This window comes from Mesorhizobium sp. BH1-1-5, from assembly GCF_020165615.1.
Lineage (GTDB): Bacteria > Pseudomonadota > Alphaproteobacteria > Rhizobiales > Rhizobiaceae > Mesorhizobium.
In genome coordinates, this window is sequence record NZ_JAIUIM010000015.1 from 96679 (window position 1) to 120857 (window position 24179).

At 60.9% G+C, this 24179-nt stretch carries 28 protein-coding genes and 1 riboswitch; of the genes, 14 read left to right on the forward strand and 14 right to left on the reverse strand.

From position 1 onward, the window contains the following. Positions 1 to 158: 158 nt before the first annotated feature. Both LB572_RS20670 and LB572_RS20675 read right to left on the reverse strand, forming a co-directional pair. Positions 159 to 530, reverse strand: a complete 372-nt coding sequence (locus LB572_RS20670; RefSeq protein WP_224668992.1) for a RidA family protein — start codon at positions 528 to 530, stop codon at positions 159 to 161. A gap of 49 nt (positions 531 to 579) precedes the next feature. Further along, a complete protein-coding gene (locus LB572_RS20675) occupies positions 580 to 1716 on the reverse strand; it encodes an NAD(P)/FAD-dependent oxidoreductase (RefSeq protein WP_224668993.1) in 1137 nt (378 codons plus the stop codon). Positions 1717 to 2125: 409 nt separating this feature from the next. Between LB572_RS20675 and LB572_RS20680 the strand changes: the two genes are divergently transcribed. Together LB572_RS20680 and LB572_RS20685 are read left to right on the forward strand one after the other, a co-directional pair. Continuing rightward, complete coding sequence (locus tag LB572_RS20680; RefSeq protein ID WP_224668994.1) at positions 2126 to 3145, forward strand: ornithine cyclodeaminase family protein; 1020 nt, start codon at positions 2126 to 2128, stop codon at positions 3143 to 3145. Between the two features lie 4 nt (positions 3146 to 3149). After that, complete coding sequence (locus tag LB572_RS20685) at positions 3150 to 4292, forward strand: aminotransferase class V-fold PLP-dependent enzyme (RefSeq protein ID WP_224668995.1); 1143 nt, start codon at positions 3150 to 3152, stop codon at positions 4290 to 4292. Between the two features lie 93 nt (positions 4293 to 4385). On the opposite strand, the gene LB572_RS20690 is transcribed toward LB572_RS20685, so the two are convergent. Further along, positions 4386 to 5357 carry a LysR substrate-binding domain-containing protein gene (locus tag LB572_RS20690; protein ID WP_224668996.1) on the reverse strand — a complete coding sequence of 324 codons (972 nt, stop codon included), beginning with the start codon at positions 5355 to 5357 and terminating at the stop codon, positions 4386 to 4388. A gap of 150 nt (positions 5358 to 5507) precedes the next feature. Beyond that, the gene (locus LB572_RS20695; RefSeq protein WP_224668997.1) at positions 5508 to 6836 is read right to left on the reverse strand and encodes an amidase; all 1329 of its coding nucleotides are present in this window, start codon (positions 6834 to 6836) and stop codon (positions 5508 to 5510) included. A 386-nt stretch (positions 6837 to 7222) separates the two neighbouring features. On the opposite strand from LB572_RS20695, the gene LB572_RS20700 reads away from it, so the two are divergent. From LB572_RS20700 to copD, 5 genes are all read left to right on the forward strand, one after another. Further along, entirely contained in the window at positions 7223 to 8008 is a 786-nt protein-coding gene (locus tag LB572_RS20700) for a transporter substrate-binding domain-containing protein (protein ID WP_224668998.1), read from the forward strand. Positions 8009 to 8080: 72 nt separating this feature from the next. Beyond that, positions 8081 to 8803, forward strand: coding sequence for an ABC transporter permease (locus LB572_RS20705; protein WP_224668999.1), 723 nt, complete (start codon positions 8081 to 8083; stop codon positions 8801 to 8803). Between the two features lies 1 nt (position 8804). Further along, entirely contained in the window at positions 8805 to 9491 is a 687-nt protein-coding gene (locus LB572_RS20710; protein ID WP_224669000.1) for an ABC transporter permease, read from the forward strand. A gap of 788 nt (positions 9492 to 10279) precedes the next feature. Next, complete coding sequence (gene copC, locus LB572_RS20715; protein WP_224669001.1) at positions 10280 to 10648, forward strand: copper homeostasis periplasmic binding protein CopC; 369 nt, start codon at positions 10280 to 10282, stop codon at positions 10646 to 10648. 80 nt (positions 10649 to 10728) lie between these two features. Beyond that, positions 10729 to 11613, forward strand: a complete 885-nt coding sequence (copD, locus tag LB572_RS20720; protein ID WP_224669002.1) for a copper homeostasis membrane protein CopD — start codon at positions 10729 to 10731, stop codon at positions 11611 to 11613. A 7-nt stretch (positions 11614 to 11620) separates the two neighbouring features. Here copD and LB572_RS20725 read toward each other — a convergent pair whose 3' ends face one another. Next, a complete protein-coding gene (locus LB572_RS20725) occupies positions 11621 to 12208 on the reverse strand; it encodes a histidine phosphatase family protein (protein ID WP_224669003.1) in 588 nt (195 codons plus the stop codon). Positions 12209 to 12311: 103 nt separating this feature from the next. Beyond that, positions 12312 to 12393, forward strand: a riboswitch (adenosylcobalamin (AdoCbl) riboswitch). Positions 12394 to 12437: 44 nt separating this feature from the next. Between LB572_RS20725 and LB572_RS20730 the strand changes: the two genes are divergently transcribed. Genes LB572_RS20730 through LB572_RS20740 form a run of 3 tightly spaced genes read left to right on the forward strand, consistent with a single transcriptional unit; the run spans position 12438 to position 14033 of the window. Continuing rightward, positions 12438 to 12647, forward strand: coding sequence for a CbtB domain-containing protein (locus LB572_RS20730; RefSeq protein WP_224669004.1), 210 nt, complete (start codon positions 12438 to 12440; stop codon positions 12645 to 12647). A 12-nt stretch (positions 12648 to 12659) separates the two neighbouring features. Next, a complete protein-coding gene (locus tag LB572_RS20735) occupies positions 12660 to 13400 on the forward strand; it encodes a CbtA family protein (protein ID WP_224669005.1) in 741 nt (246 codons plus the stop codon). A gap of 6 nt (positions 13401 to 13406) precedes the next feature. Further along, entirely contained in the window at positions 13407 to 14033 is a 627-nt protein-coding gene (locus tag LB572_RS20740; protein WP_224669006.1) for a hypothetical protein, read from the forward strand. 66 nt (positions 14034 to 14099) lie between these two features. Here the strand turns inward: LB572_RS20740 and LB572_RS20745 are convergent, their stop codons facing one another. The 3 genes from LB572_RS20745 to LB572_RS20755 form a co-directional block, all read right to left on the reverse strand. After that, the gene (locus LB572_RS20745) at positions 14100 to 15500 is read right to left on the reverse strand and encodes a PepSY-associated TM helix domain-containing protein (protein WP_224669007.1); all 1401 of its coding nucleotides are present in this window, start codon (positions 15498 to 15500) and stop codon (positions 14100 to 14102) included. Between the two features lie 152 nt (positions 15501 to 15652). Beyond that, positions 15653 to 16270, reverse strand: a complete 618-nt coding sequence (locus LB572_RS20750; RefSeq protein WP_224669008.1) for an SCO family protein — start codon at positions 16268 to 16270, stop codon at positions 15653 to 15655. Beyond that, positions 16254 to 16724 (reverse strand): copper chaperone PCu(A)C, encoded by a 471-nt coding sequence (locus LB572_RS20755; RefSeq protein ID WP_318014054.1) that lies wholly within the window; start codon positions 16722 to 16724, stop codon positions 16254 to 16256. Before LB572_RS20755 ends, LB572_RS20750 begins: the two co-directional genes overlap by 17 nt. A gap of 415 nt (positions 16725 to 17139) precedes the next feature. Between LB572_RS20755 and LB572_RS34450 the strand changes: the two genes are divergently transcribed. Next, positions 17140 to 17262: a hypothetical protein gene (locus tag LB572_RS34450; RefSeq protein WP_263498189.1), complete on the forward strand. Its 123-nt coding sequence runs from the start codon at positions 17140 to 17142 to the stop codon at positions 17260 to 17262. A 150-nt stretch (positions 17263 to 17412) separates the two neighbouring features. Here the strand turns inward: LB572_RS34450 and LB572_RS20760 are convergent, their stop codons facing one another. From LB572_RS20760 to LB572_RS20765, 3 genes are read right to left on the reverse strand one after another with little or no spacing between them, the layout of a single operon-like run. After that, complete coding sequence (locus tag LB572_RS20760) at positions 17413 to 18510, reverse strand: amidase (RefSeq protein WP_318014055.1); 1098 nt, start codon at positions 18508 to 18510, stop codon at positions 17413 to 17415. Next, complete coding sequence (locus LB572_RS34745; protein ID WP_412033578.1) at positions 18420 to 18665, reverse strand: amidase family protein; 246 nt, start codon at positions 18663 to 18665, stop codon at positions 18420 to 18422. Before LB572_RS34745 ends, LB572_RS20760 begins: the two co-directional genes overlap by 91 nt. Continuing rightward, positions 18625 to 19083, reverse strand: a complete 459-nt coding sequence (locus tag LB572_RS20765) for a hypothetical protein (protein ID WP_224669010.1) — start codon at positions 19081 to 19083, stop codon at positions 18625 to 18627. The genes LB572_RS34745 and LB572_RS20765 overlap by 41 nt, the downstream gene beginning before the upstream one ends. Positions 19084 to 19554: 471 nt before the next feature. Here LB572_RS20765 and LB572_RS20770 point away from each other — a divergent pair, with 471 nt between their 5' ends. Both LB572_RS20770 and LB572_RS20775 read left to right on the forward strand, forming a co-directional pair. Next, positions 19555 to 20091: a HupE/UreJ family protein gene (locus LB572_RS20770; RefSeq protein WP_224669011.1), complete on the forward strand. Its 537-nt coding sequence runs from the start codon at positions 19555 to 19557 to the stop codon at positions 20089 to 20091. Further along, complete coding sequence (locus tag LB572_RS20775) at positions 20081 to 20866, forward strand: hypothetical protein (protein WP_224669012.1); 786 nt, start codon at positions 20081 to 20083, stop codon at positions 20864 to 20866. The genes LB572_RS20770 and LB572_RS20775 overlap by 11 nt, the downstream gene beginning before the upstream one ends. A gap of 103 nt (positions 20867 to 20969) precedes the next feature. Here the strand turns inward: LB572_RS20775 and LB572_RS20780 are convergent, their stop codons facing one another. The 3 genes from LB572_RS20780 to LB572_RS20790 form a co-directional block, all read right to left on the reverse strand. Then, a complete protein-coding gene (locus LB572_RS20780; RefSeq protein WP_224669013.1) occupies positions 20970 to 21182 on the reverse strand; it encodes a hypothetical protein in 213 nt (70 codons plus the stop codon). 101 nt (positions 21183 to 21283) lie between these two features. Beyond that, entirely contained in the window at positions 21284 to 22255 is a 972-nt protein-coding gene (locus LB572_RS20785; RefSeq protein ID WP_224669014.1) for a CobW family GTP-binding protein, read from the reverse strand. A 55-nt stretch (positions 22256 to 22310) separates the two neighbouring features. Then, on the reverse strand, positions 22311 to 22757 hold the full coding sequence (locus tag LB572_RS20790) for a Fur family transcriptional regulator (RefSeq protein ID WP_140804292.1): 447 nt from the start codon (positions 22755 to 22757) through the stop codon (positions 22311 to 22313). A 126-nt stretch (positions 22758 to 22883) separates the two neighbouring features. Here LB572_RS20790 and LB572_RS20795 point away from each other — a divergent pair, with 126 nt between their 5' ends. Then, positions 22884 to 24098, forward strand: a complete 1215-nt coding sequence (locus LB572_RS20795; protein WP_224669015.1) for a GTP-binding protein — start codon at positions 22884 to 22886, stop codon at positions 24096 to 24098. The last annotated feature ends 81 nt before the right edge of the window (positions 24099 to 24179 follow it).

Sequence of the window (24179 nt, forward strand, 5' to 3'; positions counted from 1 at the left end):
CGGCGAATTTCGTAGACCTACAGACTCTGGGCAGCCTGCCCCAAGGCGAACAGGCCTTAATCCGCCGCGAAGCGGGGGCTAGATGCCGTAATTGAGGCAACCCGGAGGGGTAACGAGATCGGTCGATGGGCCTCACCACCTTGACCTAGCGCGGAGCGTCAGATCGCTGCAGTAAGCTGGATTTCGACCCGGATTTCAGGCAGCGCGAAGCTCGCTCCGACCGTGGCTCGCGCTGGGGGTTCCGCGCCGTCGAGCCATTTGACCCAAGCCTTGTTCATCACGTCGAAGTCCTCAACGTCCCGCAACCAGATCTGTGCGAGCAGCAGCTTCGATCTGTCCGAACCGACGCTGCGCAGAAGAGCATCCGCTTTTTCCAGGATCTGCTGTGTCTGGCCGGTCGTATGGGCATCCTTATCGTCGGCGGTCAGGCCCGACAGATAAACCGTTCCGTTGTGAATGACGATCCGGCTAAGCCGCTCGTTTTTCTCGAATCGTTCAATTTTTGCTATCGAGCAAGATCCTAATGTCATGGATGGAAGCGCAGACCTCGTGATCGCTCTATTGCGTTCGGAGGGAAGGTCAGGCGTGCGCAACGGAGGGGCGTTGAGGGTTCTCCTGGAAGAACCTCTGCGGTCGAAATGTCTCCATCTCGTCGTGCATCTTGCCGCGCACGACCTCGTCAGCGACCACCCTGCCCAGCTGCGGCCCAATCGTCACGCCACTGTGCGTCACCGCCATATAGTGACCGGCGATGTCAGGCATCGCGCCAGCGCAAGTAAAGCCATCCTCTGGGAATGGCCGGACGGTCGTGCGAATGGCTTCCACGCCAGCGGACTGGAGCGCCGGCAGGACCTTGCTGGCCGCTTCCAACAACGCTGCCGCCTCATCACCGGTGGGGCTAAGCGCTTCCGGTTTCTTGAGGGTCAGGTCCACCGAGACCTTGTGGATCATAATGCGGCCGGCACCATCGGGACGGATGTCCAGATCGTCAGCATGCAACTGGCTCCGAAGCGTCAAGGCCACTGGTGGGGTAAAGGCTAGCACGCCGATCGTCGAGGAAAGCGGGATGCCCTGGGCATCGCCGAGCCTCTGGCTGGACCAGCCTCCCGTGCAGTTCACGACCGCGTCGGCAGCGTATCGCTCGCCGTTTGCAGTGCGAACTGCCTGGGCGCGGTCACCCTCGGTTTCGATCTCGGTCACGCGTGAATTGACGTTTATCTGTGTACCCCAGCGCTCCTTCGCCGCCCGCAACAGCCAGGCCGAATAGAGAACCGGATCAACCCAGCCCTCTTCCGGATAGTATGAGATCGGATAATCGCCCATGGCCGACACATCGATATCGGGCTCCATCTCGGCGACGAGCTTCCTGTCGATCCACTCAACGCCGTAGCCCCATTCCTTCATCTGTCGGTAGTTTTCGAAATAGTCGTCCATGGCTTCCGGGGCCGTGCGCCAATCGAAACTTCCGGTCTGAGTAAACCAGGGAGCGGTGCCGAAGTCACGCTTGAGCTCGAGGTGGGCGCGCATGCCCGCGACGTTCAGATCGAAATACGGCCGAGGACGTTTGGTCGTCGCATTTGTCCAGGCGAAGCTTACCGCCGACGTACCCCCCGCTATCCTTCCGGCCTCCAGCACAACGACGTTTGCGCCTGCCTTGGCGCATTCATAAGCAGCAGAGCTACCGACGATGCCGGACCCGATGACGACTACACGCATATAGAAAACCTCCAATGAACTCGCATTGCTCACGCCAATCGGTGTGTTGATATTGGCGAGCCAAAATCCTCCATGCCGCCGTTTGCAGAGCGACGACCGGGATGGATATGCGTTCTGACACTGCCAGATGCGGCAATATTACTTTTGCGTTGGCGGACACATCACGGCTGTTAACAAGCGCGGCATCCGATGCTGCGTGAAAACATTGCGACGGGTGGCAATCGCGGTCAATTGAACTGACCGCTGCCGTTAATGGCCAAAAGTTATGAACCGCGCTCGCTTCGAGCCGATCGATGCGGTGCATGATCGGACATCGTCAACTTCTCGTTCGAAGTTATGAATTCCGCTGTCATCGGCGTGCCGAGGCAATGCTAAGCTTTTCAACGTCTGGTGCACACGAGGGCGTCGAATGGAAGAGACTGCAAAGTTGAATGCCGAGACGGAATTCCTTCTGATCGACAAGCACGCGATTCGGCAGGCGTTGTCTTTCCCTCAGGTGCTTGAGGCGACCGAGGCGGCGCTGCTCAAGACTTCGAACGGCGTCGCCCGTCAGCAAATCAGGCGCACGCTCGAGCTGCCGGGGGCGGCGGGAAGCTGCCTGTCTTTGATGTACGCGGCCTTGGACGACCGGCCGCTGTTCGGGGCGAAGGTGCTGTCGGTATTTCCCGACAATTTTTCACACGGGCTCGCGTCCCACCGTGGTGGGGTGTTTCTGTTCGACAAGGAACATGGGCGCCCTGTTGCCCTGATCGACGGGGGCGAGCTCACGGCATGGCGGACAGCCGCAGCCAGTGCTGTCGCCACTAGGGCGCTTTCGCGCCCCGACAGCTGCATACTGACCGTGTTCGGCTATGGTGAGCAGGCGCGCCGGCATGTCGAGGCGATCGCTCATGTGCGTCCAGTCCGCGTGATCCACGTGTGGGGTCGTGACTTTGCCAAGGCACAGCGCTTTTCCGAGGATATGTCGACATCCGGCTTCGAGGCGCAGGCGCATCACGACGCTGCCGAAGCCGTTCGCGAAGCTGACATCATCTGCACGACGACATCTTCCCAAGAGCCGGTGCTGTTCGGCGAATGGTTGCTGCAAGGTGTCCACATCAATGCTGTCGGGGCAAGCGTGGCCTCATGCCGCGAGATCAACTTTGAATGCGTGCGCAGAGCGCGTATCTGGGTGGACTATTTGCCGATGGCGCTCGCCGCCGCGGGAGAATTGATCGAGGCAATCGAGAGCGGCAAAATTAACCGCGACCATATTCGCGGCGAAATCGGCGAGGTCCTCGCGGGCACACAGCCTGGCCGTACAAGCGAGGCAGACATCACCCTTTATCGATCTCTTGGCGTTCCCGCCCAGGACATCGAACTCGCCAATATTGTCTATGCCTTGGCCCGAGATTCGGGGCTCGGAACGTCAATCGATTTCAGGTTGTGATGCCATGTTGAGCTGCCAGCGCGATCTCTTCACGCTTACTCGCGAGACGGCTTATCTTGACGCCGCCTACATGTCCCCGATTCCTGTAGCCGCCATCGCGGCCGGAGAGGCTGGCGTCAGGGTGAAGGCCGAGCCGTGGAAGATGACCATCGCATCCTATTATGACGAGGTGGAGCAAGCGCGCCAGCTTGCCGCCTCGATGGTGGGGGCCAATGCCGACGACATCGCCGTAGTGGCGGCCACCAGCTATGGCATGGCGATCGCTGCCGCCAATGTCCCGGTCCCGGCCGGTTCGGCGATCCTTCTCATGGAGAACGAGCACACCTCCCATCGCTATGTCTGGTACGATCTTGCAGATCGCGCCGGGGCTTTCGTGGATCTCGTTCCGCAACCTGCCGACGGCGACTGGACTGGCGCGATCGTGTCGGCGATCCGGAACTCGGATCGTCCCATCGCGATTGTCGCGGGCACCTTGGTCCACTGGTTCGAAGGGATGGCGATCGACCTAGAGGCCGTGGCGGTCGCGGCGCGGACAGCGGGGGCTGCGCTTGTCGTCGACGGAACCCAGTGGGTTGGTGCGGTGCCGTTCGACGTCGGTCGCGTCCGACCGGATTTTCTGGTCTTTGCCACCTACAAGTTTCTGCTCGGCCCCTATCGTCTCGCGTTCCTCTACGCCGACCCAAGCTGGCACGAGGAGGGACGCACGCTCGAGCATCATTCATGGAACCGGCTGGGCGGCGACAAGTCTGATTTCTACAAGGTGCCGGTGGCGAAGTTTCTTCCCGGAGCCCGGCGGTTCGACATGGGGGAACGTTCCGATTTCGCTGTCCTGCCCATCGCAATCGCCGCCATGAAACTCATCCAGGGATGGTCTGTCGAACGCGTGTTTGAGCGCCTCCGTTACCTCAACGACTTCGTCTGGGCCCAGGCGAACAGCAGAGGGCTGGACGTGGCGCGTCCACGAATGCCCACGCCTCATATCTCAATCCTCGATATTGGCGACCGGCTGGCACCGAACGCCGCGCAGGAATTGAAACGGGCAAATGTTCACGTCACGCTGCGCGGCACGAAGATGCGGGTCTCGCCACATGTCTACAATGACGAAGAGGATGTTGATCGCCTGTTTCAGAACCTGCCTCTTCGCTAGCGAAGACATGCAGTCGAAAGTGGTGCGCCGGGGCGGCACCATCTGCATGGCTTTGTGTCGGGCCATCGCCTCCAGCTGTGCCAGGGCCTGATCCTACCTTGTTCCCAAGGCGGTTATTCCAGCGTCGACGCCGTTCATGAAGCTTCGCGTGGTCTGAATGAGATGCTCGGTAAAGGCGTCCGCGGCCGTCGATGCGATGACGCCCCAGGGCCGATAGACGCTCAGGTTCAGATCGAGATGCGGCCGGAAATCCCGGATTTCGATCGGCAGGTCGCGCGCCATCCAGGCGGAGAGCCGGTCGACGACCGTCACGCCGGCGCCGGAGGCAGCAAGCGCGATGCAGGCGCCGGACAGGCTGGCCTCCACTTTGAGCAGGCGGCTGATCCCCCGTTTGTCGCAAAGCGCATCAAGTTGCCGCCGCATCGGATCGGCGGAACCCATCGATATGAAGTCGAGACCGTCGAGGTCGTCCACCTGGATCACTTCAAGCTGAGACAGCGGATGCCCCGCCGGCATGACGCATACGGGCGGCGTCGCGGTCAGCGCGCGCCTGACGATCGAGGGGTTCTCTTCCGATGCCGTAACGCCGATACCGATGTCGAGCTGATTGCGGCTAGCTCTTTGCACCACGGTCGCGGAGCTACGGATATCCAGCGAAATGGACACGGATGGATGCTGTTTTGAAAAGCTCGTTATGATCGACGGCAGGATCGTTGAACCGAACGCGGGAAGCGCGCAGATGTTCAGTCTGCCGCTACGCAGTTCGCGGATCTCCTTTGCAGCCCGCGAGATGCCGCGTGCGGACTCAAAAACGCGCTGCACCTCGGCATAGAGCATGTGCGCTTCAGGAGTAGGGATCAGCCGTTGCCGGCTTTTTCGGAAAAGCTGGAAATCCGCTTTCTCAGTGAGGTGCTGGAGCATTTTGCTGACAGCGGGCTGCGTGATGTCGAGCGCATCGGCTGCCTTGGTCGTCGTTCCATGCAGCATCACGGAAGCGAAAACTTCTATCTCGCGAGGCGTAAACTCCGCCTCCTTTCCAACTACGTCCCTTTCACCGACCTTCATGGGCGCTTGCCTCGCCTTCTCGATTCTCCGTGCCGTCAAAACTGGCTACGACGCCGACAATGTTAGCGTCCCGCACGCGAGGTTCAATAAGGTACGCGAATGAAGTTTATTCCACAGGGTTATTAACGTTGACGACCTGAGAATGATGTGTCAGCGGCCTGTCAGCATATCGGCGACATCGAGTAACGCAGCATCCTGACCGGGAAGAGCGGCAAGCTGTACTGATACCGGGAGGTCGTTCGGCACCTCCAGCGGTGCCGCCAAAGCCGGCATACCGAGCATATTTGCCCAGCGACGAAATCGACCGCCGGCCAGTCCCCACGGCACCATCTCTCCATTCACCTGTGTGAGCTCGTCCGAAAGTCGGGGCGCCGATCCGGGAGCTGTCGGGATAGCCAGAACATCCACGCCTGCCATTTTCTTCAGAAATTGTCTTCGGACATTGTCCCGGATCTCGACAGCTTTACCATAGGCGTCGCCACTGATGCGAATGCTGTCCTGCAGGAAGGCGCGAACCGCGTCGCCGACCAGATCTGGATTCCGCTCGATAGGATCACGGTACGTTTTTGCAAATTCGTATTGCAGGATCGTCATGCCGACGGTGACGAATGTCTCACTGTCTTCAAAGGCAACTTCTATGGTGCCTACCTTCGGATGATCGAGCATCGGGGCCAATGCGATCTCGACGGTCCTGTCGACGGGAGCGCCAAGTAGATCAGGGCAGACCCCGATCGTGATGCTGTCCCGCGATTCCACGTGAGCGTTCGCTGATGGACTGAGCCGTTTTCCGGCCAGCACCTCGGTCACCAGGCGAACGTCGCTCACCGAGCGCGCGAGAACACCGACGCAGTCAAGCGAGGGTGCCATGCTCATGACGCCGTTTGTGTCGATCAGACCATTCGTCGGCTTATAGCCAAACAATCCCGTTGCAGCGGCCGGAGACCGGTTTGAACCGCCGGTGTCCGTGCCAATCGCGGCCGCGCAAAAGCCGGCTGCGACCGCGGCAGCCGATCCGCTGCTCGTGCCGCCAGTCCCCCGGCTTTCGTCAAGCGGGTTGACGACCTTGCCGAACCAGGGGTTGTCATGCCCGCCGACGCAAAGTTCATGAAGGTTGGTCTTGCCGATGATTATCGCGCCTGCCGCCTGAAGGGCGGCCACGCAGGCGGCGGTGTTCTGGGCGATGCGGTCGCCAAACAGACGAGATCCGGCTGTCGTCGGCCAATTCTCGACATCGAGAACATCCTTGATGGCGATGGGCACGCCATGCAGCGGGCCACGCCTGTGACCTGATCGGATTTCATCTCTGGCACGCATCGCCGCATCGAGGGCGTCTGCTTCGCTGACGAAGATCATCGCTCTGATTTGCCCGTTCAGCTCGTGGATGCGTTCAAGGCAGCCTTCGACGATTTTAACCGGCGATAGGCCGGCAGCGATCTTGTCGCTCGTTTCCTGGAGGGACCCGCAAGCACTGCTTTTCATAAGGCAACCCCAAGGGACAGCAGACGATCAAGGATGACACAGCCAGGATTTAGCCGACAGGCCGGAGCCTATTTCTTCGCGGATGGGACTGGCGTGGAAAACTCATAGTTGGTCGATTGGGTTGCGAGGGCTATCGATGCAATTAGGCGCTCTTGATCCAAGCCTAACCGCGTTTTGCGAGGTTTTGGCCCTCATAACTATTGGTGATGAACCCCATTGGAGAGAGCATTAGATCGGCTCGACCTGAACTGTTAGCGTTTCTGCACACTGCCCTGGAAGCGTCACCTAGTTGGGACGGACTATCCGCTCAAAAAAGGTGAGCACCCGGGCGGTTAAGCCATCAATGCGCAACTAAAAGTGCACACGAACAAAAAAGGGGAATAACCATGAAAAAACTTGCAGTCGTCGTTTCATTGATCGCGGCGGTCTTTGGCGCCGCCAGCCCTACGTCGGCAGCCGATGACTTCATTCGCTTCGGGGTTGCCGCCGAGCCGTACGCCCCCTTCTCGGTCAAGGATGCCAGCGGCAAGTGGCAGGGCTGGGAAATCGACATGATGAACGCGGTCTGCACCGAGATGAAGGCGAAGTGCGAGATCGTCGACATCGCCTGGGACGGGATCATTCCAGCGCTGTTGGCGAAAAAGTTCGACGTCATCTGGAGTTCCATGTCGATCACGGACAAGCGCAAGGAGGTGATCGACTTCACCGACAAGTACTATTACTCGCCCAACGTCCTTGTCGGCGCCAAGGCAGACACGCGGCAATTCGATGTGACCAAGCCGGACACGTTCAAGGGCGTCACCGTGGCGGCACAGAGTGCGAGCCTGCAGGCGACGTACATGCAGGAGAAGTTCAACGGCATCGCCGAGGTGAAAGTGTATCCGACACTCGACGACGAGATCGCCGACATGCAGGCAGGGCGGGTGGACCTCATGGCGGCAGCAGGGATCCAGATCCAGGACTTCCTCAAGAAGCCCGAAGGCCAGGCCTATGAAATCAAGGTGACGCTGCCGCATGAGAAGATGTTTGGCTATGGCGACGGCGGCGGCGTGCGCAAGGAAGACACGGCGCTCAGGGACCGCCTCAATGCTGCGCTCAAGGCTGTAAAGGCCAGTGGCGAGTACGACACGATCACCCGGCGGTATTTCGACTTCGATATCTACGGCGATTGAGCGTCTGGTTCACGCCTGGTGCCGGCCCTCAATTACGGCCGGCACCATCGACATTGAACTGGAGTTCGCCTTATGAACCCGACAGTATCTTGGCTGAGCCTGCTCAGCTTCGGAGACAAGGGCTGGGGCGACGAATTGCTCTTCGGCGCCTGCCTGAGCATTGGCATTGCGATAAGCGCCTATCTCGTCGGCCTGGCGCTCGGCCTCATCGGTGCCGTGGCCAAGATCTCGAAGAACCGCGTGGCTCGCGCAACGGCTGGCGCATACACGACTATTATCCGGTCCGTCCCTGACATCCTCATCATTTTTCTCGTCTACTATACCGCGACCGACGCGCTGCGCTGGGTCGTGAGCCTGACGGGACTGACTTCGGAATTTCAGCTCAACGGATTTGTCGCTGCGATGTTGTCGCTCGGCATCGTGCAGGGCGGCTACAGCACCGAGGTCCTGCGCGGTGCGATCATCGCTATCCCGAAAGGTCAGTTGGAGGCGGCCCATGCACTCGGTCTGACACGCCGCCAGACATTCTTCCTGGTGACGTTGCCGCAGATGGTCCCCCTGGCACTGCCAGGCCTCGGCAATCTGTGGCTGGTCGTCCTGAAGGAAAGCTCGCTGGTCAGCCTCATTGGTTTTACGGAGCTTGTTCTGGCGGGCAAAATGGCCGCGGGCGCAACGCACGATTACTTCGTGTTCTATTGCGCGATCGCAATCGTGTTCCTCGTGATGTCAGGCATTTCGGCGATGCTTTTTCAGGGCTTGGAAACAGCCACTGGCAATCCCGGAAGGCGAAAATAGCGTGACAGAGTTTGAGGCATATCTCGCCAGCCAACTCCTGGCAGGCATTCAGACAACCATTGTCCTGTTTGTCGGCTGCGCGGTGGTCGGCAATCTGCTTGCGATCCCGATCGCCCTGGCTCGTTTGTCCAGCAGGCGATGGGTGCGCTATCCAGCGGACGCCTTCACCCTGGCATTTCGGGGCACTCCGCTCCTCGTCCAGCTTTACCTCTGCTACTACGGCGTTGGCCAGATCCTCTCCGGGATCCCTGCCATACGATACAGCATGATGTGGCCCCTGTTGCGAGGCGCCTCCTGTTACGCGTTTTTCGTACTGTCGCTGAACACAGCGGCTTATTGCAGCGAAATATGGAGGGGCGCGATCCGGTCGATCCCGGAGGGACAGCGCGAAGCCGGCCAGTCGCTTGGCCTGTCCAAAACGCGGATCATGATTTCCGTGCTTCTTCCGCAGGCTTTCAGGCTGGCACTGCCGGCGATCGGCGGTCAGAATATTCTGCTTTTGAAGGGTACCGCCCTGGCCTCGACGATCACCGTCTTCGAATTGATGGGTGCCGCAAACCTCGTTCGCGCTCAGACTTTCAGGGTCTACGAGCCGCTGTTCGCTGCCGCGCTAGGATATTTCCTGTTGGCCGTATTGGTGACGAACGGCTTTGGCTTCTTCGACAGACGGCTTGCTCGGCGATATTGATCGACTTTTTAGTCCGGGATCGCTCGCGTCTCCTGCGGAATCTTCGTGGCGTTTTGCTGGATCGGGTCCACGTGCTCACACTCCAGCTTTCAGGATGAAACCTCACGGTCGGTTTCGCAGTGAGTCGTCCATGATGACAAGAATGTGAAGTCTTTCCGGACCTTCGTCACGATCAGAAGCGTGGTCGACCCTTTGGCACTTATGATATCCGGCAACTAGCGTTACAGTGGCCAGCTTCGGCAAGCGAGATTTGTGCCCTCGGCGATAGCACAGGCGTAGCTTTGCCTTCGGAGGGCCGGCCAGATCAAGATGCCCTGCAAACGATGGTCCGCTTCCGCAGCGATTGCCGCTGCCCTAATCCTCCTCTTCCAGACCCTGCTAGGCGGTGCCTGGATGGGAGCGCAGGCCGCTGCCGGACCTCGCGATGCGTTTGGCAACGTCCTATGCACGACTGATACCGGCGGCCCCGGCCACGACTCTTCGCATGAGGGCGGATATAGTTGTGACTGCTGCCTGTCCGGATGCGATCTCGGAACGGCCATCATCCCCGAAGCGGACAGCGTCGGCGCCGCGCCGATCACCTACCTGCTAGTTTCCGATGACAAGCGGCTCGCCGTCGCGCCAGTCCGTGGTCAGAAACTGGGACCTCTCGGTCCGCGCGGCCCGCCGTCCCCCGGCTCCCATCATCTTGCAAAGCCTGTCCGGGCTTCGGCAGGGCAAATCACAAAATCAAATTCACGGTTCGATTGGGCTGAGCCAAGGCCACCTGAAAACAAGGAATCAAAATCATGCGTAATGTCATTCTCTCCGCCGCCTTTGCGGCTGTCTCCTCTGTCACGCTCTCAGGCGTCGCTTATGCACACGCCCATCTGGAGGCCGCGCAACCCCCGGTCAACGGCACGGTGAAACAAGCCCCCACCGAACTTGACCTCAAGTTCAGTGAAGAACTCAATCTGAAGTTTACCGGCGTGAAGGTCACTGGGCCGGATAAGAAGGAGATCAAGACGGATGGCGACATGCTTATGGACGGCGACAAGACGTTCATGGTCAATCTCCCCGCCGGGCTCGGCGCAGGCGCCTACAAGGTCGAATGGCATGCGCTCTCGCAGGATGGCCACAAGACCCACGGCGACTACAAGTTCACCGTGAAGCCTTGAGCGCGAATGACGGGGTGCCCCGGCATTTCCGCCTGCCTTTCCATGACCGACGCTCCGTTCCTCTGCCGCTGGACTGGCCCATGAGCCCGGATGTGCTGCTTGCGGCATGCCGCTTCGTGCACGACAGTTCGCTGATGGCGCTGTGGGGTACCTCTGCCTATCTTGCGGTACTCGTGCCGCAATCCGTGGCGGAGCCGGTCGCGGGCAGGCTGACAATCTTTCGCCTCGCCGCAGTCAGCCTGACCCTGGGTACTACCTGCCTCACCCTGCCGACACAAACGGCGATGATCGGCGACGGCTGGTCCGACGCCGTGAACGGCCAGATGCTATGGGATGTTCTTGCCTCAACCAACATCGGTACGGCGTGGCTGGCTCAAGCTTTGGCCGGCGTCCTGCTTGTCGCCACGCAAATGATCGCGCCCCGCTTAAGACTGGCGACAACCGCGATCGCATCGGGGCTTGGCCTCGTCTGCCTGGCGCTTAGCGGTCATGCGGTCATGAACGAAGGGTGGCGGGGCATCGTCCACCCGCTTAACGATGCCCTGCACGTCCTGTCGGCAGGCGCCTGGGTGGGTGCGCTTTTGCCTTTGCTGCTCATCCTGGCAAGCGCCAGCAAGGCGCCTTTCGACGCCGACGCCGCGACGGCACTGCGCCGCTTCTCGAACGCCGGCCATGTCGTCGTCACCTTGGCTATTCTGTCCGGAATTGCCAACAGCTTCTTCATTGTCGGTTGGCCGTTCGGGTTGTCGTCGCCCTATCGCATGCTGCTGTCGATGAAGGTTGTCGCCGTCCTGGCCATGATTGCGATGGCGACAGCCAACCGCTACTGGTTCGTGCCGCGTATCGGTCGTGCGCACTCGACCGCACTCCATGCGATCCGAGTTGGCACCGCCATCGAGATCGTGCTCGCGCTCGCCGCGATCCTGTTCGTTTCGATTTTCGGCATGCTGGATCCGAACTCCTGATTTAGAGCTAGTCGGCGCCGGGCCGCCCGCGCGGCTGCGAACCATGGGCGCGCAGCAGCCAGCGGGTGCCGTCGCTGCGGAAATCGGTAAAGCTGAGTGGCTCGACATCGATCTTCCGGGCCGAAGAGAGCGGCGCGCCGAGGACATGAATGATCGCGGCGCGGATGATGCCTGCGTGGGTCACCGCGATGGTGTGGCCACGCTCGGCAACCAGCCGCTCCATGAGCTTTGCCGTCCGACGGGCGACGTCGGCGGGTGACTCGCCCCCTTGGGGAGCCGCATCCGGGTCCGAGAACCAGGCGGATATGCCCTGCGGATCTTCGGCCTGCACCTCTTCAAAACCCTTGCCTCCCCATTGCCCGAATTCCTGGTCAGCGAGCAACGGCTCGACCGAGCCTTCTAGTCCGAACGCCTCGGCGGTCTGGCGCGCCCGCAGCGCCGGGCTGGTCCAGACGCGGTCGGCGCGGCGCAACCCCGGGCCGACCGCGCTCGCGCGAGTGAGTGCCTGCGACTCCAGCCGCTCATCTAAAGGGAAGCGCCCCTTGCGCGCGGCAAGCGTTGCTCCACTTGCGATCATCGTCAGGCGTACGAGCATCAAAACCGCCTCTGTGGCCTAGTCGAATTGCGCGTCACGATCTCGTGTCGCTCGTTGACGATACATTGACGGCGAACGAGGCGCTGAATAGTGTCTGCGACGATACGGGATTGGAAGTCGGTGTAAATCCGGCACGGTCGCGCCACTGTGATCGGCAACAGCCGAAAGTCAGGCCTTCTTCCGTAGCATTCGTTCGATCAACGGGACGCAGTATCCCAGGAGAGGAAAAATGTCCGACACCACCTTCGCACCCAGCTACGGCCCGGTGCCGATTCCAGTCCGCGAGCTTCTGCCGTGGGCCATCTTCGGCGGCCTGCTGCTTATGTTGGCGATCTATTTCGTCGGTGCGGAAGAAGGCGCGACATCGCTGATCCGCGGCATGTATGTGCACGAATTCGTGCATGACGGCCGCCACTTGCTCGGCTTCCCCTGCCACTAAGGGAAGATTGACATGGTCGGAAAACTCTTGCTGCGCGGCATGCTCGTCGGGCTGGTCGCGGGGATTTTGGCGTTCGCCTTTGCGCGGGTCTATGGCGAGCCGCAGGTCGACAAGGCCATCGCCTTCGAGGAACAGCAGGACCAGGCCGCCGGCGTGGCGCCGGAGCCGGGGATTGTCAGCCGCGCCACGCAGGCCGGCATCGGCCTCGCCAGCGGCGTGCTGGTCTATGGCGCCGCGCTTGGCGGGCTGTTCTCACTCGTCTTCTCGTTCGCTTATGGTAGGATGGGATCGCTCGGACCCCGCGCCACCTCCGCGCTGCTGGCGCTGCTCGGCTTCTTCGCCGTGATCGTGGTTCCTGGGCTGAAATATCCGGCGAACCCGCCCTCGGTCGGCAATCCCGAAACCATCGGCTACCGCACCGAACTGTTCTTCATCATGATCGTCGTTTCGCTGGCGACGATGGTAGCGGCTGTGGGCCTCGCGCAACGGCTGTGGGACAGACTCGGCGCCTGGGATGCGACGATCGTTGCCGGCCTTGCCTTCCTCGTCGTTTTCGCGCTGGTGAAGGCCGCTCTTCCCGACATCAACGAGGTGCCGGAACAGTTCTCGGCGGTGGTGCTTTGGCAGTTCCGCGTCGCTTCGCTGGGTATTCAGCTGGTGATGTGGACCGTCATCGGGCTTGCCTTCGGTGCTGTCGTCGAGCGAGAGCTCGCGGCGCGCAACCAGCGTGGCGGCGCCCGCCGCTACGCCTGACCCGCGATGCGCTGGCCGCCTCGGTTTTTCGCCCTGGCGGCCTTCGCGCTTGTCTTCCTGCTCGCCGCCGCGCCTGCTGATGCGCACACCACGCGCTCGACGCCGCCCCCGCCCGGCATCCAGATTCCCAGCCTCACCCATGGCCAGATGGCGGTGATCGCCCGCTATCGCAGCGATATCCTCGATCTGGCTCTGCGGCAGACAGAGACCGATCCGACCTTCCGGCGCCTCTACAATCACGGCAACCTGCAATACACATACTGCCTCTGGGGGTTGATGCCGGGAAGCCTTGCCGACGAGCAGAGTCCATTTAACGAATGCAGTCATGCGTATCTGGCGACCGCCAAGGCTCTTCTCACCTACATGGCGAAGATGCCCTCGGCCCAGAACGAAGCCAAGGCGCTGATTTCCAACATCGACGCCGACATGGTGCGTAGCGGCGCCTCCTGGGTCCTGTGCCAGTTCAGCGCCGAGGGCTTCAGCACCGGCGAGATCGTCGAGCCGCGATGGCGAGGCGTTTTCTTCCACCTGCCCAGCCTTGCCGTGCTGGTGTTGGCAGCGACGGCGCTCATCGCCGCTGGCTGGTCGATCTTCGGCTCGCACGCCTCGCGAAACAGGTCAATCGCCGCATAGCGGCTCGCCGGATCTTCAAGGCCGAGGTCGCCCGCGCCAGGCGGGCGACCGTCAAGCAGTCTGCACTCAGGCCCCCGCCGGCTGTAGACCTGCTTCCTTAAACCGCTTGGGCATCAAGAAGTCGATGATTGAGAAGGCCACGATCGCCAGGCCCGTCAACGGGAAGATGATCGAGACCGCAAGCGCGATCACGATGATCGCGACCGGCGCCCTGTAGTTCTTGGGATAGAGCGGCGCCCCGAGCCGCCTAGCGGGCCTGCGCTTCCACCACATGACGACGCCGGAAAGCGCCATGGCGATGACCGACAGGCAGAACAGCACGTTGAGCGCCGTGTTCCACCAGCCGAGATTGGCCTGATGCAGAGCAATGCCCACCGCCATCGCCTTCCCGGCCAGCCCGTAGTCGGCGAAGCGCACGTCGGCGAGAATCTTGCCCGTGTAGCGGTCGATGTGGACGGTGCGATCGCCAAAGGGATCATGCGTATCGGCATCCATGGAATCGGCCGAGATCGTATAGACCCCGCCATCGTCCTGAGGCGCGTTGATGCGGAACTGCTCGGTGAAGCCGTTGGCGCGGGCGTAGCCAGCGACGGTGTCCAGATTGACGGAGCCCATCTGCAACCCGGCGGCGCCCGCCTGCGAACCCGACTTAGGCATCGGCGTCTGCTCGAGCGTCCATGGCACTTCTTTCAGCGCACCGTGATTCATTGAGGCATGGGTCTTGTCGGAGAGCGGAACATTGTCCCACTTCGCCGCCGGGAACGTGCTCCAGGCCTGTACGAACTTGGTGCCCCAGATGCCGGTCCAGGAAAGCCCCGACAGAAAGAAGAAGAACAGAACGATAGAAACATAGAAGCCGAGCGAGACGTGCAGATCCTTCCAGAACGCCCGGCCGCCCAACCCGAGGTTCGGCAGCAGGGCGCGGCCGAGCGAGCGGCCATTGCGCGGCCACCACATGTAGAGGCCGGTCAGGATCAGCACGATGCCGAGGCCAGCGGCGATCTCGAGCAGCCGGTCGCCGACATCGCCCAATAGCAGCGTGCCGTGGATATGGTCGGCCCAGTAGAACCAGGTGTCGTCCTTGACGATGGTGTCGAGCACCTTGGCCCCGTGCGGATCGACCGCCACGACATTGTCCTTGCCATTGCCGTTGACGATGAAGACGGTCGCGCGGTCTTCCTCTTTCGGTACGACCATGAGCTTGAGCGAGCCCCCCGGGATTGCCGCGACGGCGTTCTGCGACTGCGCGACATAGGAAGCGCGCTTTCCACCGGGCGCCACGTAATGCTTGGCGCCGAGGAAGGTTTCGACCGAGTTGCCGTAGACCATGATCAGCCCGGTGCAGGCGAGCACGAGCAGGAACGGGATGACGTAGAGGCCGGCATAGAAATGCCAGCGCCAGATGGCGCGATAGAGCCGGGTGCTGACAGCAGTGTCCGGCTGCGCCGTGAGCGTTGCGGTGGACATGAGTAATCTCTCCAGTATGGCGGTCCGAATGGCCGCCTGTTGCTTTGATTGGTGAAGGACGCGGCCGCGCATGCGACGCGGCAGCGTTTGTTCAGTCAGGGGCTATGCCGGCCAGCGCTTGGCGCAGCAGGACGGTGTGAAGCGGTCCGCCCTCATGTCGCTGTTCCGATCAGCCGGCGCAGCTTCTGCAGCCGCGTCGCCATGTCCTCGCCATAGGAGATCGTGCCGGCGAACTGCCCCTGGGCATCCATCAGGAAGATGGAAGCGGTGTGGTTCATGGTGTAGTCGCCGTCCTCGGTCGGCACCTTCTCGTAGTAGATGCGATATTCCTTGCCGACGTCGGCGATCTCGGCCTCCGTGCCTGTAAGACCGGTGATGTGCTTGTCGAAGGATTGCAGGTAGCGTGCCATGAACTCCGGCGTATCCCGGGTGGGATCGACCGAGACGAACAGCACCCGAAGCTTGTCGGCGTCGGGCCCGAGGCTCTTCAGTGCCTCCGTCGTCTCCCACAAGGTGGTCGGACATACTTCGGGACAACGCGTGAAGCCGAAGAAGATCGCGAAGGGCTTGCCCTGCAAGTCCGCGTCCGAGAGCTTCTCTCCGGTCTGCGTGGTCAACGTGAACGGACCGCCGATCGGCGAGACGGCCGTTTGCACGACGCGCGGCCATATAATCATCACCATGATGCCGACCAGCACCAGCATGAGGCAAGCAAGCGCAATGATCGACCCCAGGCGCCGGCCAGGGCGAGCTTCAGCCTCCGTGGTCATCGTGCCCGCCTCCCATCGCGTCGACGGCGTATTCGACCTCGACCGTGCCGGACTTTTCGAAAGTCAGCGTGCCCTTGAAGGGCTGGCCTTGCTTGACCGGCTGTTTGAGGTCCATGAACATGATGTGGAACGAGCCGGGCTTGAGCGCGACTTCGCCGCCGGCCGGAATCTCCAGCCCGTCGGCAAGCTGCTTCATGGTCATGATGCCATTGGCGTCGACGGCCATTTCGTGGACCTGAGTCATACCGGCGACTTCGCCGGTGGCCGAGACCAGCCGGTCGGGCGAGTTGCCGTGGTTCTTCAGCGTCAGGTAGCCGGCGGCGACCATGGCGCCTTCGGGCGTGGCCCGCGACCAAGGATGGACGATCTCGATGTCGCCGGCCTTGAACTCTTGCGCCACCAGCGAGTGGGTTGTGGCGAAAAGCAGAGCCAGCGTGAAGACGGCAAGACCCAACCGCTCTTCGAAAGAACGGAACCGGCCCCGCGAATGGATGAACGAAAGCGCTCGCGTGAACGCGCGTTGACTTCCTTGCATTGGAAGACTCCCGATGACAGCCATGCCATTTTTGAGGCAGCGGGCCGCGTGTTTTTGACGATTGGATGGAACGCCCCCTGCGTTGTGGCAGGGTGGCCTTGTTCGATCAGTCCGTCAGCGGGGGAGCGCGGGGATTTCCAGGGCGATAGCCCTGCTCGTGGAGGTCTATCGCTGCGTGATGCGTGAACGCCAGGCGCAAGCCAATACGAAGGCCGGGCTCAATCTGACCGACATTAGTCGGTGCAGCTATCCCGGGCCAGAACATCGAGCAGGCGAAGGTGCAACAGGATGGTCTTTTGGAGTGATCCGGCGTGCCGGACCCGCCGGAATTGTCATGATCAGAACCGTTCAGGCAGAGCGGATTGCCGAAGGCATCCAGTTGCGGGCCAGCACCAGCCGCGCCAAGCGCGAAGGCGCCGACGACGGATTGGCTGACGAGCACCAGCGCAAGGACTAGTGCCGCCACCAGACGCAATGTCGCGGTGCGTTTGACCACAAACCCCTCCAGTTCGTGCCTTGCTAACACCCCTCATCAGGAAGGAGAAGTCGGTTTTCCGATCCGCGGCGATTTGGATGCAACGACGCTGCCGAGATACCGCGGAGCTGCTCAGGGCGCCCCCATGAGGGGACGTCGCGTTCGCAGTCCGAGCGCCGTCTCCAACGCGTGTCCGACTTTCAGGACCGTGTCGTCCTCGAAATGCCTGCCGATGATCTGGATCGACGTCGGTAGTCCGGACGCAGTAAAGCCGTTGCACAGGGCGAGAGCCGGTCCCCCTGTCAGGTTGAACGGCCGCGTCAAGGACAGCTCCGCGTCTCCTAGCGGCGTGTGTTCATAGCCCAAGATCTGCGCCGGCTTCTTGTTCGTCGGCAATATCAGGACATCAACGTTCCGCATGATCTCACCCAGCTCCGCTGTCAACGCAGCCTGTCGCCGCCGCGCCCCGATGTAATCAGCGGCCATGACATCTCTTCCATCCTGCAGGCGCGAGCGGCTCACCGGGTGGAACCGGTCGGGGTAGGCGTCGAGTTCCTCGCGGTGCTCGGCATATTCTTCCGGCCACGAAATGTTGCGCGCGATCGCGCAATAGGCGTCGAACTCAGCCAACCGGACCGCGGACAGTCGAGCGCCAAGCTTTTCAAATGTGATGAGGGAGCCTTCCATGGCATCGAGAACGTCATCGTCGATGTCGGGGGCGTCCTCGTAGAAATGCCTCACGACCCCTATTCGCAGCTCACGGATTCCGTCGGAAAGGGTCGAGATGTCCGGCCCCCCGAAGCGTTTGATCTCGGTGTCCTGCGGATCTGACGATACCATTTGCGAGATCATCAAGGCGCAATCCTCGACGGTCCAGGCGATAGGACCTACGCAGTCCATCGACCGCGATAGAGGCAGGACGCCGCGTGTGCTGACGAGTCCGTTCGTGGGCTTCAGCCCCGCGACCCCGCACCAGGCGGCAGGGTCGCGAATGGATCCTGCGGTTTCGGTGCCGACCGATCCCGCGCAGAGGCCGGCGGCTGCAGCAACGGCCGAGCCGCTCGATGAGGACGACGGATCGAGATCTCGGTTCCAGGGATTGCGCACCGGTGGCCATCCAAGGTCCATCTGTGTTCCGCTCACCGCGTATTCGGCTGTCGCCTGTTTTCCGAGGATGATTGCGCCAGCGCGCCGCAAGGCTTCAACGACACCGGCATTTTTCCCGGCGATGCAGTTGCGCCGGTGTTCGGCTGCGCCGTCGTTGGCAGACCCGCAACGTCGATCAGGTCCTTGATGCCGACCGGGATGCCGTTAAGAGGGCCGAGCCATCCTCCGCCGAGTATGCTACTTTCTGCCTCCGCGGCATCCTCCAGCGTCCGGATCAGTCTGGATTATTGGGCAGTCGAGCAATGCATCAGGCGTTACCTTCATACCCTTTCCGAATTTCTTGAGCACCACCGGGTTCTGCACCGAGCAGCCGATCGGGTCGGTGATTGGCGCTTGCCTGGAGAAGTCGACGCCAAGCGTCCGCAATTCGTCGATGCATTCAGACATTTTTTCGGCTGGCACGGCTGGGCGGGGTAGTGGTGCCTGCGCGGCGGGAGGAATCGGCGCCAGCGGGCCTACGCTGTCGGATGAGGGCGCCGCCTCCGGCCGCGGGCTCGGTATAGGCGATTGCCTTGAGGCGAGCCCCTCGTCGAGCGGCTCGTCTGGCCGGATCTGTGGTGTAGGCGCGGTCGCCGGCAGCTCAATCACCTTCGCACCTGCTTCGGCGGCGAGCGAGATGGCAACGGCTGCCGTCACCGCCGTTCCGAGCGCGCGGATCCTCCCAAAAACCTTTGCCATGGATCTAAAGATGTGGCGCCAAACGCTCACCGCAATGGCTGGTGACTTTGCAATGAGATGAGCGACTGTTTCAGGGCGTTGGCGCGGCAGGCCAGCATCTCCATTAAAGATGGCCGTCGGCCAGGAGGAGGCAGCGCGTTAGGCGAATGCGATGGCGAGATCGCCAAGCTCACAGCGCTTCGCGATAGAACGGCCGGCACGATACGCATCACGATGCCGCCAACTGTTGAAATTGCTAATGCGTCTCGCACACTCTATCGCTAGAACCATCCAAAGAGTTCTGTCCGGAACGATTGATCATGGGTGACGTGATTAGTGCGTAGTCAGGAGACCGTCGCGGCGCATCAACCGAACCTTACGCAAACCGATGCCTTTCGGCCAGGGCGTGTCTTCGTCTCTCTCTTGGTCGTCAGTTGTGTACTCATATCCATGCCGACGGCGGTCCAGGCTCACATAATTCAGTCTGGATCTGGGGGGTTCGGCAGCGGGTTCGAGCATCCGTTGACCGGCCCCGATCATTTTCTGGCGATGTTCGCCGTCGGCCTATGGGGTGCTCAGATCGGCGGACGATCAATATGGACGCTGCCGGTTGCCTTCCCGCTGATCATGGTTCTCGGCGGCATCGCCGGCATTGCGGGAATCCCTCTGCCCGGCGTGGAAATCGGAATCGCGCTTTCGATCATCGCGCTAGGGCTGGCCATTGCATGCGCCTGGCGGCCGGCGGAATGGATGGCCTTGCTGTTGATCGCAGTGTTTGCGATCTGCCATGGACATGCTCACGGCGCGGAGCTGCCGAACGCAGCTGACCCCGCCGACTACGCAATCGGGTTTGTCATCGCCACCGGCTTGATCCATCTTCTTGGCATCGGGGTCGGGCTTGTTCTAGGCAAGCCGTTCGGCGGACGGCTATCGCAAGCGCTGGGCGGGCTGATCGCGGTTGGAGGCATCTTTTTTCTTGTCGCTTGAGAAAGACACCAAGCGAACAACCTTCGGGGCTCTGCGCTGGTCCGGTCCCCTGCTGGCATTCCTCGGGATTGCCTCGATCTGCGCTCTCGTATTGGAAACGCGATCCGAACGGTCGGTGACGACATGGTGGATTCTCAACAGTGGCCTTTCCGCAGAACGGGTCATGCCGCTTGCCGGATTGGGTGTGGCGATCGCACTGGCGCGCGGACGCCACGTGGCTGCCGCACTGGCAACATTTCTCCTGGGCGTCGTGCTCGGAATTGCCTTTCGTGATCGGTATCTCGCCATCATGGCGGACGTCCCCGGGGTGACAACGCACCTTTTCCTGACCGGGCCAGTTTCGGCGCTCACGGCCGGCCTGCTGTTGATCCTGCCTGCCCGCGTCAGACGATGGATTCTTCCCGTTGGCGCCATGTTGATCGGCGCGATGCTCGGTGTCGCCACAACGCTGACCGACCCCACCTTGCATGATCCCGCAATTTCGATGGTCGCCACGCTTATCGGTTTGTGGATCCTGGCTGCCATTGGTCTCAGCGGGCACGCCTTCTGGCACGGCTGGTTTCCGATTGCCGCGCGCATCCTTGGCAGCTGGCTGATTGCGATTGGCCTTCTTCTTGGCGGCGCGGCAATTGCCTCCAAGCCTCAGGTGCTTGCGCCACCGCCTCCGCCGGCATCGTTCACCGAAGGCGGAGCAAACCGCTTTGAAACACCGTTTCCGGGCATCAATCGGCAAGGCGACCGTTCACGGAACGCTGCAAGGCCATCCCTTCCGTGAACAAGCGCTGTGCGGTTGCCGGGGAATTTCGGTCGACCGTCCTTGCATGGCATTTCTGAGGGTCCGCCGCCAACGGTTTGGCGGGGGGATGAGCCCGAATACCTCAGCCTCTCCTATCCCTTCGCTTTTCCTGAACGGCCGATCGGGGCCCGGTATTTTCCAGCGCATGAGCCACATCCGTTTCGCGCACATTCTCTATGGGCTTCAAAATGCGGATGGACCGGGTCGGCACGTTTGCCACTATGATGCCGATGACCGTCTCGACGTCCGGGCATCCCTGATCGCGGCAGATGATTTCATTCACCGAAATGGTCATATCTTCGGACCAACCGATATGGGCTCTCACCCAATCCTTGATTCTCGACGAAGAGGGAGGAACCGTTCTGCTGCGAGGCGCCAGCGGATTGAAGAATGGTATCATGCACGGCACGCCAGAAAGCCGTCTTCGATGATGTCCTTGCGCAGGTTACGGCCAATGAACACCAGACGGCTGACGCGCTCTTCGTCTTCCTTCCAAGGCCGCTGATGATCGCCCTCCAGCAGCATGTGGACAGCTTGCACGACGAAGCGGTCATTGTCTTCCTTGAATGCGAGGATGCCCTTCATGCGCAGAATGTCCATTCCGAAGTGCTGCGTGATCATCCCGATCCATGGCATGAACTTTTGAGAGTCGAGCGGGTCCTTCGTCACCAACGAAAAACTCGTCACGTGATCGTCGTGTTCGTGCTCGTGAAACACGTCGAGAAAATCCGGCTCAACCTCGAGAATCCGATCGAGGTCAAAGGCGTTCCGCTCTAGAATCTTTTCGAGATCGATACCGCAGCGCTCCGTGCCATGGATCGCTGCGGTGGGGTTGATGCGGCGGATGCGCTCCTCAACCTGTTTCTGCTCTTCGGCTGAAACGAGGTCGGTCTTGTTAAGGAGAACGATATCGGCGAAGGCGAGCTGTTCCTGAGCCTCATGCGCTTTGTCTAGCTCGCCTAGGAGGTGTTTGGCATCGACAACGGTGATGATGGCGTCCAGCCTGGTCTTTGTGCGCACATCCTCATCGACGAAGAACGTCTGCGCGACCGGCGCGGGATCGGCGAGGCCCGTGGTTTCCACGAGGATCGCGTCGAACCGGTCGCGTCTGCGCATCAGACCTTCGATGATGCGGATCAGATCGCCACGAACCGTGCAGCAGATACATCCGTTGTTCATCTCGAAGACCTCCTCGTCGGCATCGACGATCAGATCGTTGTCTATGCCGACTTCGCCGAATTCATTGACGATCACGGCGTACTTCTTGCCATGCTTCACGGTCAGGATGCGGTTGAGCAGCGTGGTTTTCCCGGATCCAAGATAACCGGTAAGCACGGTTACTGGAGTGCGCTCGGCAGGCATTGACATCAATCTTTCCTTCCAAATGATGATCTGGATTCTCAGAGAATTTGGAATCTGCCGTTCAAAGGGTTGCGTTCGCTTCGAAAAGGCAGTCAGCGCATAGCCCGCTAAGTTCGAGGCTCACAGCCGAAATTTTAAAACTCTGGCGCCGCGCCCCTTCGGCAAGCCGGCGATCGATGATGTCGTCGCAGAACTCCGTGACCCGGCCGCATCGTTCGCAAATCGCCAGAATTGCTGTCCCCCGACCATGGGCATGCGGGCCGGCGCATAGCACGAACGCATTCAGGCTCTCGATTTTGTGGACGGTACCATCCTGGATGAGTTTCTTGACCGCCCGATAGACCTGCACTGGCGACCGGATGCCTTGCGGCCTGATTTCATCGAGGATGTCATACGCGCTGACCGGCTTCCGGGCATGGGAGATGACCTCCAACACCAGCTTTTGGTTCCTCGTTAGCTCGGGTATCTGCCCCACCGTCGCGGTTTGCCCATATGATCGACGAAGCATAGCGGGTCACATTCGTTATGAGATAACGTAACGATTCTTTGTTGACGTACGTAATAACATAACGTATCCGTCCGTCAACCTCAACGTTCCGGAATGCTCTCGTCAAGCCAAGCTTGGAGAAACGTCATGCCGATCGCAGCACGGCGAAGATTACCTGTCACGGTCCTTTCCGGCTTCCTCGGAGCCGGAAAGACCACGCTTCTCAATCACATTCTCAACAATCGGGAAGGGCGGCGCGTCGCTGTCATCGTCAACGATATGAGCGAGGTCAACATCGATGCCGCTCTCGTTCGCGATGGTGGAAACCTGTCGCGGGCCAACGAGCAACTGGTGGAAATGACCAATGGCTGCATTTGCTGCACGCTGCGCGATGACCTCCTCAAGGAAGTGCGCGCGCTTGCCGAACAGGACCGTTTCGACAACCTCTTGATCGAATCGACAGGCATCTCCGAGCCTCTTCCCGTTGCCTCCACCTTCGAGTTCCGCGACGAGGAAGGAGGGAGCCTTTCGGACGTTGCGCGCCTCGATGCGATGGTAACCGTGGTCGACGCGGCCAATTTGCTCAAGGACTATGGGTCGAGCTATTTCCTCAGGGATCGCGGAGAGTCGCTTGGCGATACCGACAATCGGGCACTCGTCGACCTTCTCGTCAACCAGATCGAATTCGCCGACGTCATCGTGCTGAACAAGATCTCGACGGCGAGCAGGTCGGACCTTGATTCCGCCCGGAAGATCCTGCGTGCGCTCAATCCGGACGCGCGCATCGTCGAGACCGACTTTGGTGCGGCGCCGCTTGGCTCCATTCTCGATACCGGTCTCTTCGATTTCGAAAAGGCGCAGGAGCATCCGCTTTGGTTCAAGGAATTGAATAATTTCAAGGACCACGTTCCGGAAACTGAAGAATACGGCGTCCGCTCGTTTGTCTATCGGGCACGCCGACCCTTCGTCCCTGCACGCTTCAAGGCTTTCATTGACCGCGAATGGCCGGGAGTCGTGCGGGCGAAGGGCTTCTTCTGGCTGGCCACACGACCGCACCATGTCGGAGAGATCAGCCAGGCGGGCGCGCTGGTCCGCACTGAGAAACGGGGCCTTTGGTGGTCGGCTGTTCCGCAGGCGCGATGGCCCGAGCATGAAGGATGGCGCCAGTCCATGCGACCCTATTTCGATCCGATATGGGGTGATCGCCGGCAGGAGATCGTCATCATTGGAGTGCACCCGATGAACGAAGTTCGGATACGTGCCGAACTCGATTCGTGCCTCTTGGACACCGATACATTCTTGCCCGACCAGTGGAAGAACCTCCCCGACCCGTTTCCGCTCTGGGTACGAGAAGCGGCATGAGCCAACCGTCGACAAAGTGGCGCGGCCGGTTGGCCCGATCGTTTCTCGTCTGGTCAGTCCTCGAGCGCATGGCGGTCGTAT

Bases quoted from the DNA above. Each gene is read 5' to 3' on its own strand.
- copD (WP_224669002.1), top strand. From the start codon at position 10,729: ATGAGCCCGGATGTGCTGCTTGCGGCATGCCGCTTCGTGCACGACAGT.
- LB572_RS20685 (WP_224668995.1), top strand. From the start codon at position 3,150: ATGTTGAGCTGCCAGCGCGATCTCTTCACGCTTACTCGCGAGACGGCT.
- LB572_RS34450 (WP_263498189.1), top strand. From the start codon at position 17,140: ATGATCAGAACCGTTCAGGCAGAGCGGATTGCCGAAGGCATCCAGTTG.
- LB572_RS20725 (WP_224669003.1), bottom strand. From the start codon at position 12,208: ATGCTCGTACGCCTGACGATGATCGCAAGTGGAGCAACGCTTGCCGCG.
- LB572_RS20705 (WP_224668999.1), top strand. From the start codon at position 8,081: ATGAACCCGACAGTATCTTGGCTGAGCCTGCTCAGCTTCGGAGACAAG.
- LB572_RS20745 (WP_224669007.1), bottom strand. From the start codon at position 15,500: ATGTCCACCGCAACGCTCACGGCGCAGCCGGACACTGCTGTCAGCACC.
- LB572_RS20680 (WP_224668994.1), top strand. From the start codon at position 2,126: ATGGAAGAGACTGCAAAGTTGAATGCCGAGACGGAATTCCTTCTGATC.
- LB572_RS20785 (WP_224669014.1), bottom strand. From the start codon at position 22,255: ATGTCAATGCCTGCCGAGCGCACTCCAGTAACCGTGCTTACCGGTTAT.
- LB572_RS20730 (WP_224669004.1), top strand. From the start codon at position 12,438: ATGTCCGACACCACCTTCGCACCCAGCTACGGCCCGGTGCCGATTCCA.
- LB572_RS20735 (WP_224669005.1), top strand. From the start codon at position 12,660: ATGGTCGGAAAACTCTTGCTGCGCGGCATGCTCGTCGGGCTGGTCGCG.
- LB572_RS20780 (WP_224669013.1), bottom strand. From the start codon at position 21,182: ATGACCATTTCGGTGAATGAAATCATCTGCCGCGATCAGGGATGCCCG.
- LB572_RS20690 (WP_224668996.1), bottom strand. From the start codon at position 5,357: ATGAAGGTCGGTGAAAGGGACGTAGTTGGAAAGGAGGCGGAGTTTACG.
- LB572_RS20675 (WP_224668993.1), bottom strand. From the start codon at position 1,716: ATGCGTGTAGTCGTCATCGGGTCCGGCATCGTCGGTAGCTCTGCTGCT.
- LB572_RS20750 (WP_224669008.1), bottom strand. From the start codon at position 16,270: ATGACCACGGAGGCTGAAGCTCGCCCTGGCCGGCGCCTGGGGTCGATC.
- LB572_RS20695 (WP_224668997.1), bottom strand. From the start codon at position 6,836: ATGAAAAGCAGTGCTTGCGGGTCCCTCCAGGAAACGAGCGACAAGATC.
- LB572_RS20795 (WP_224669015.1), top strand. From the start codon at position 22,884: ATGCCGATCGCAGCACGGCGAAGATTACCTGTCACGGTCCTTTCCGGC.
- LB572_RS20740 (WP_224669006.1), top strand. From the start codon at position 13,407: ATGCGCTGGCCGCCTCGGTTTTTCGCCCTGGCGGCCTTCGCGCTTGTC.
- copC (WP_224669001.1), top strand. From the start codon at position 10,280: ATGCGTAATGTCATTCTCTCCGCCGCCTTTGCGGCTGTCTCCTCTGTC.
- LB572_RS20770 (WP_224669011.1), top strand. From the start codon at position 19,555: ATGCCGACGGCGGTCCAGGCTCACATAATTCAGTCTGGATCTGGGGGG.
- LB572_RS20670 (WP_224668992.1), bottom strand. From the start codon at position 530: ATGACATTAGGATCTTGCTCGATAGCAAAAATTGAACGATTCGAGAAA.
- LB572_RS20790 (WP_140804292.1), bottom strand. From the start codon at position 22,757: ATGCTTCGTCGATCATATGGGCAAACCGCGACGGTGGGGCAGATACCC.
- LB572_RS20700 (WP_224668998.1), top strand. From the start codon at position 7,223: ATGAAAAAACTTGCAGTCGTCGTTTCATTGATCGCGGCGGTCTTTGGC.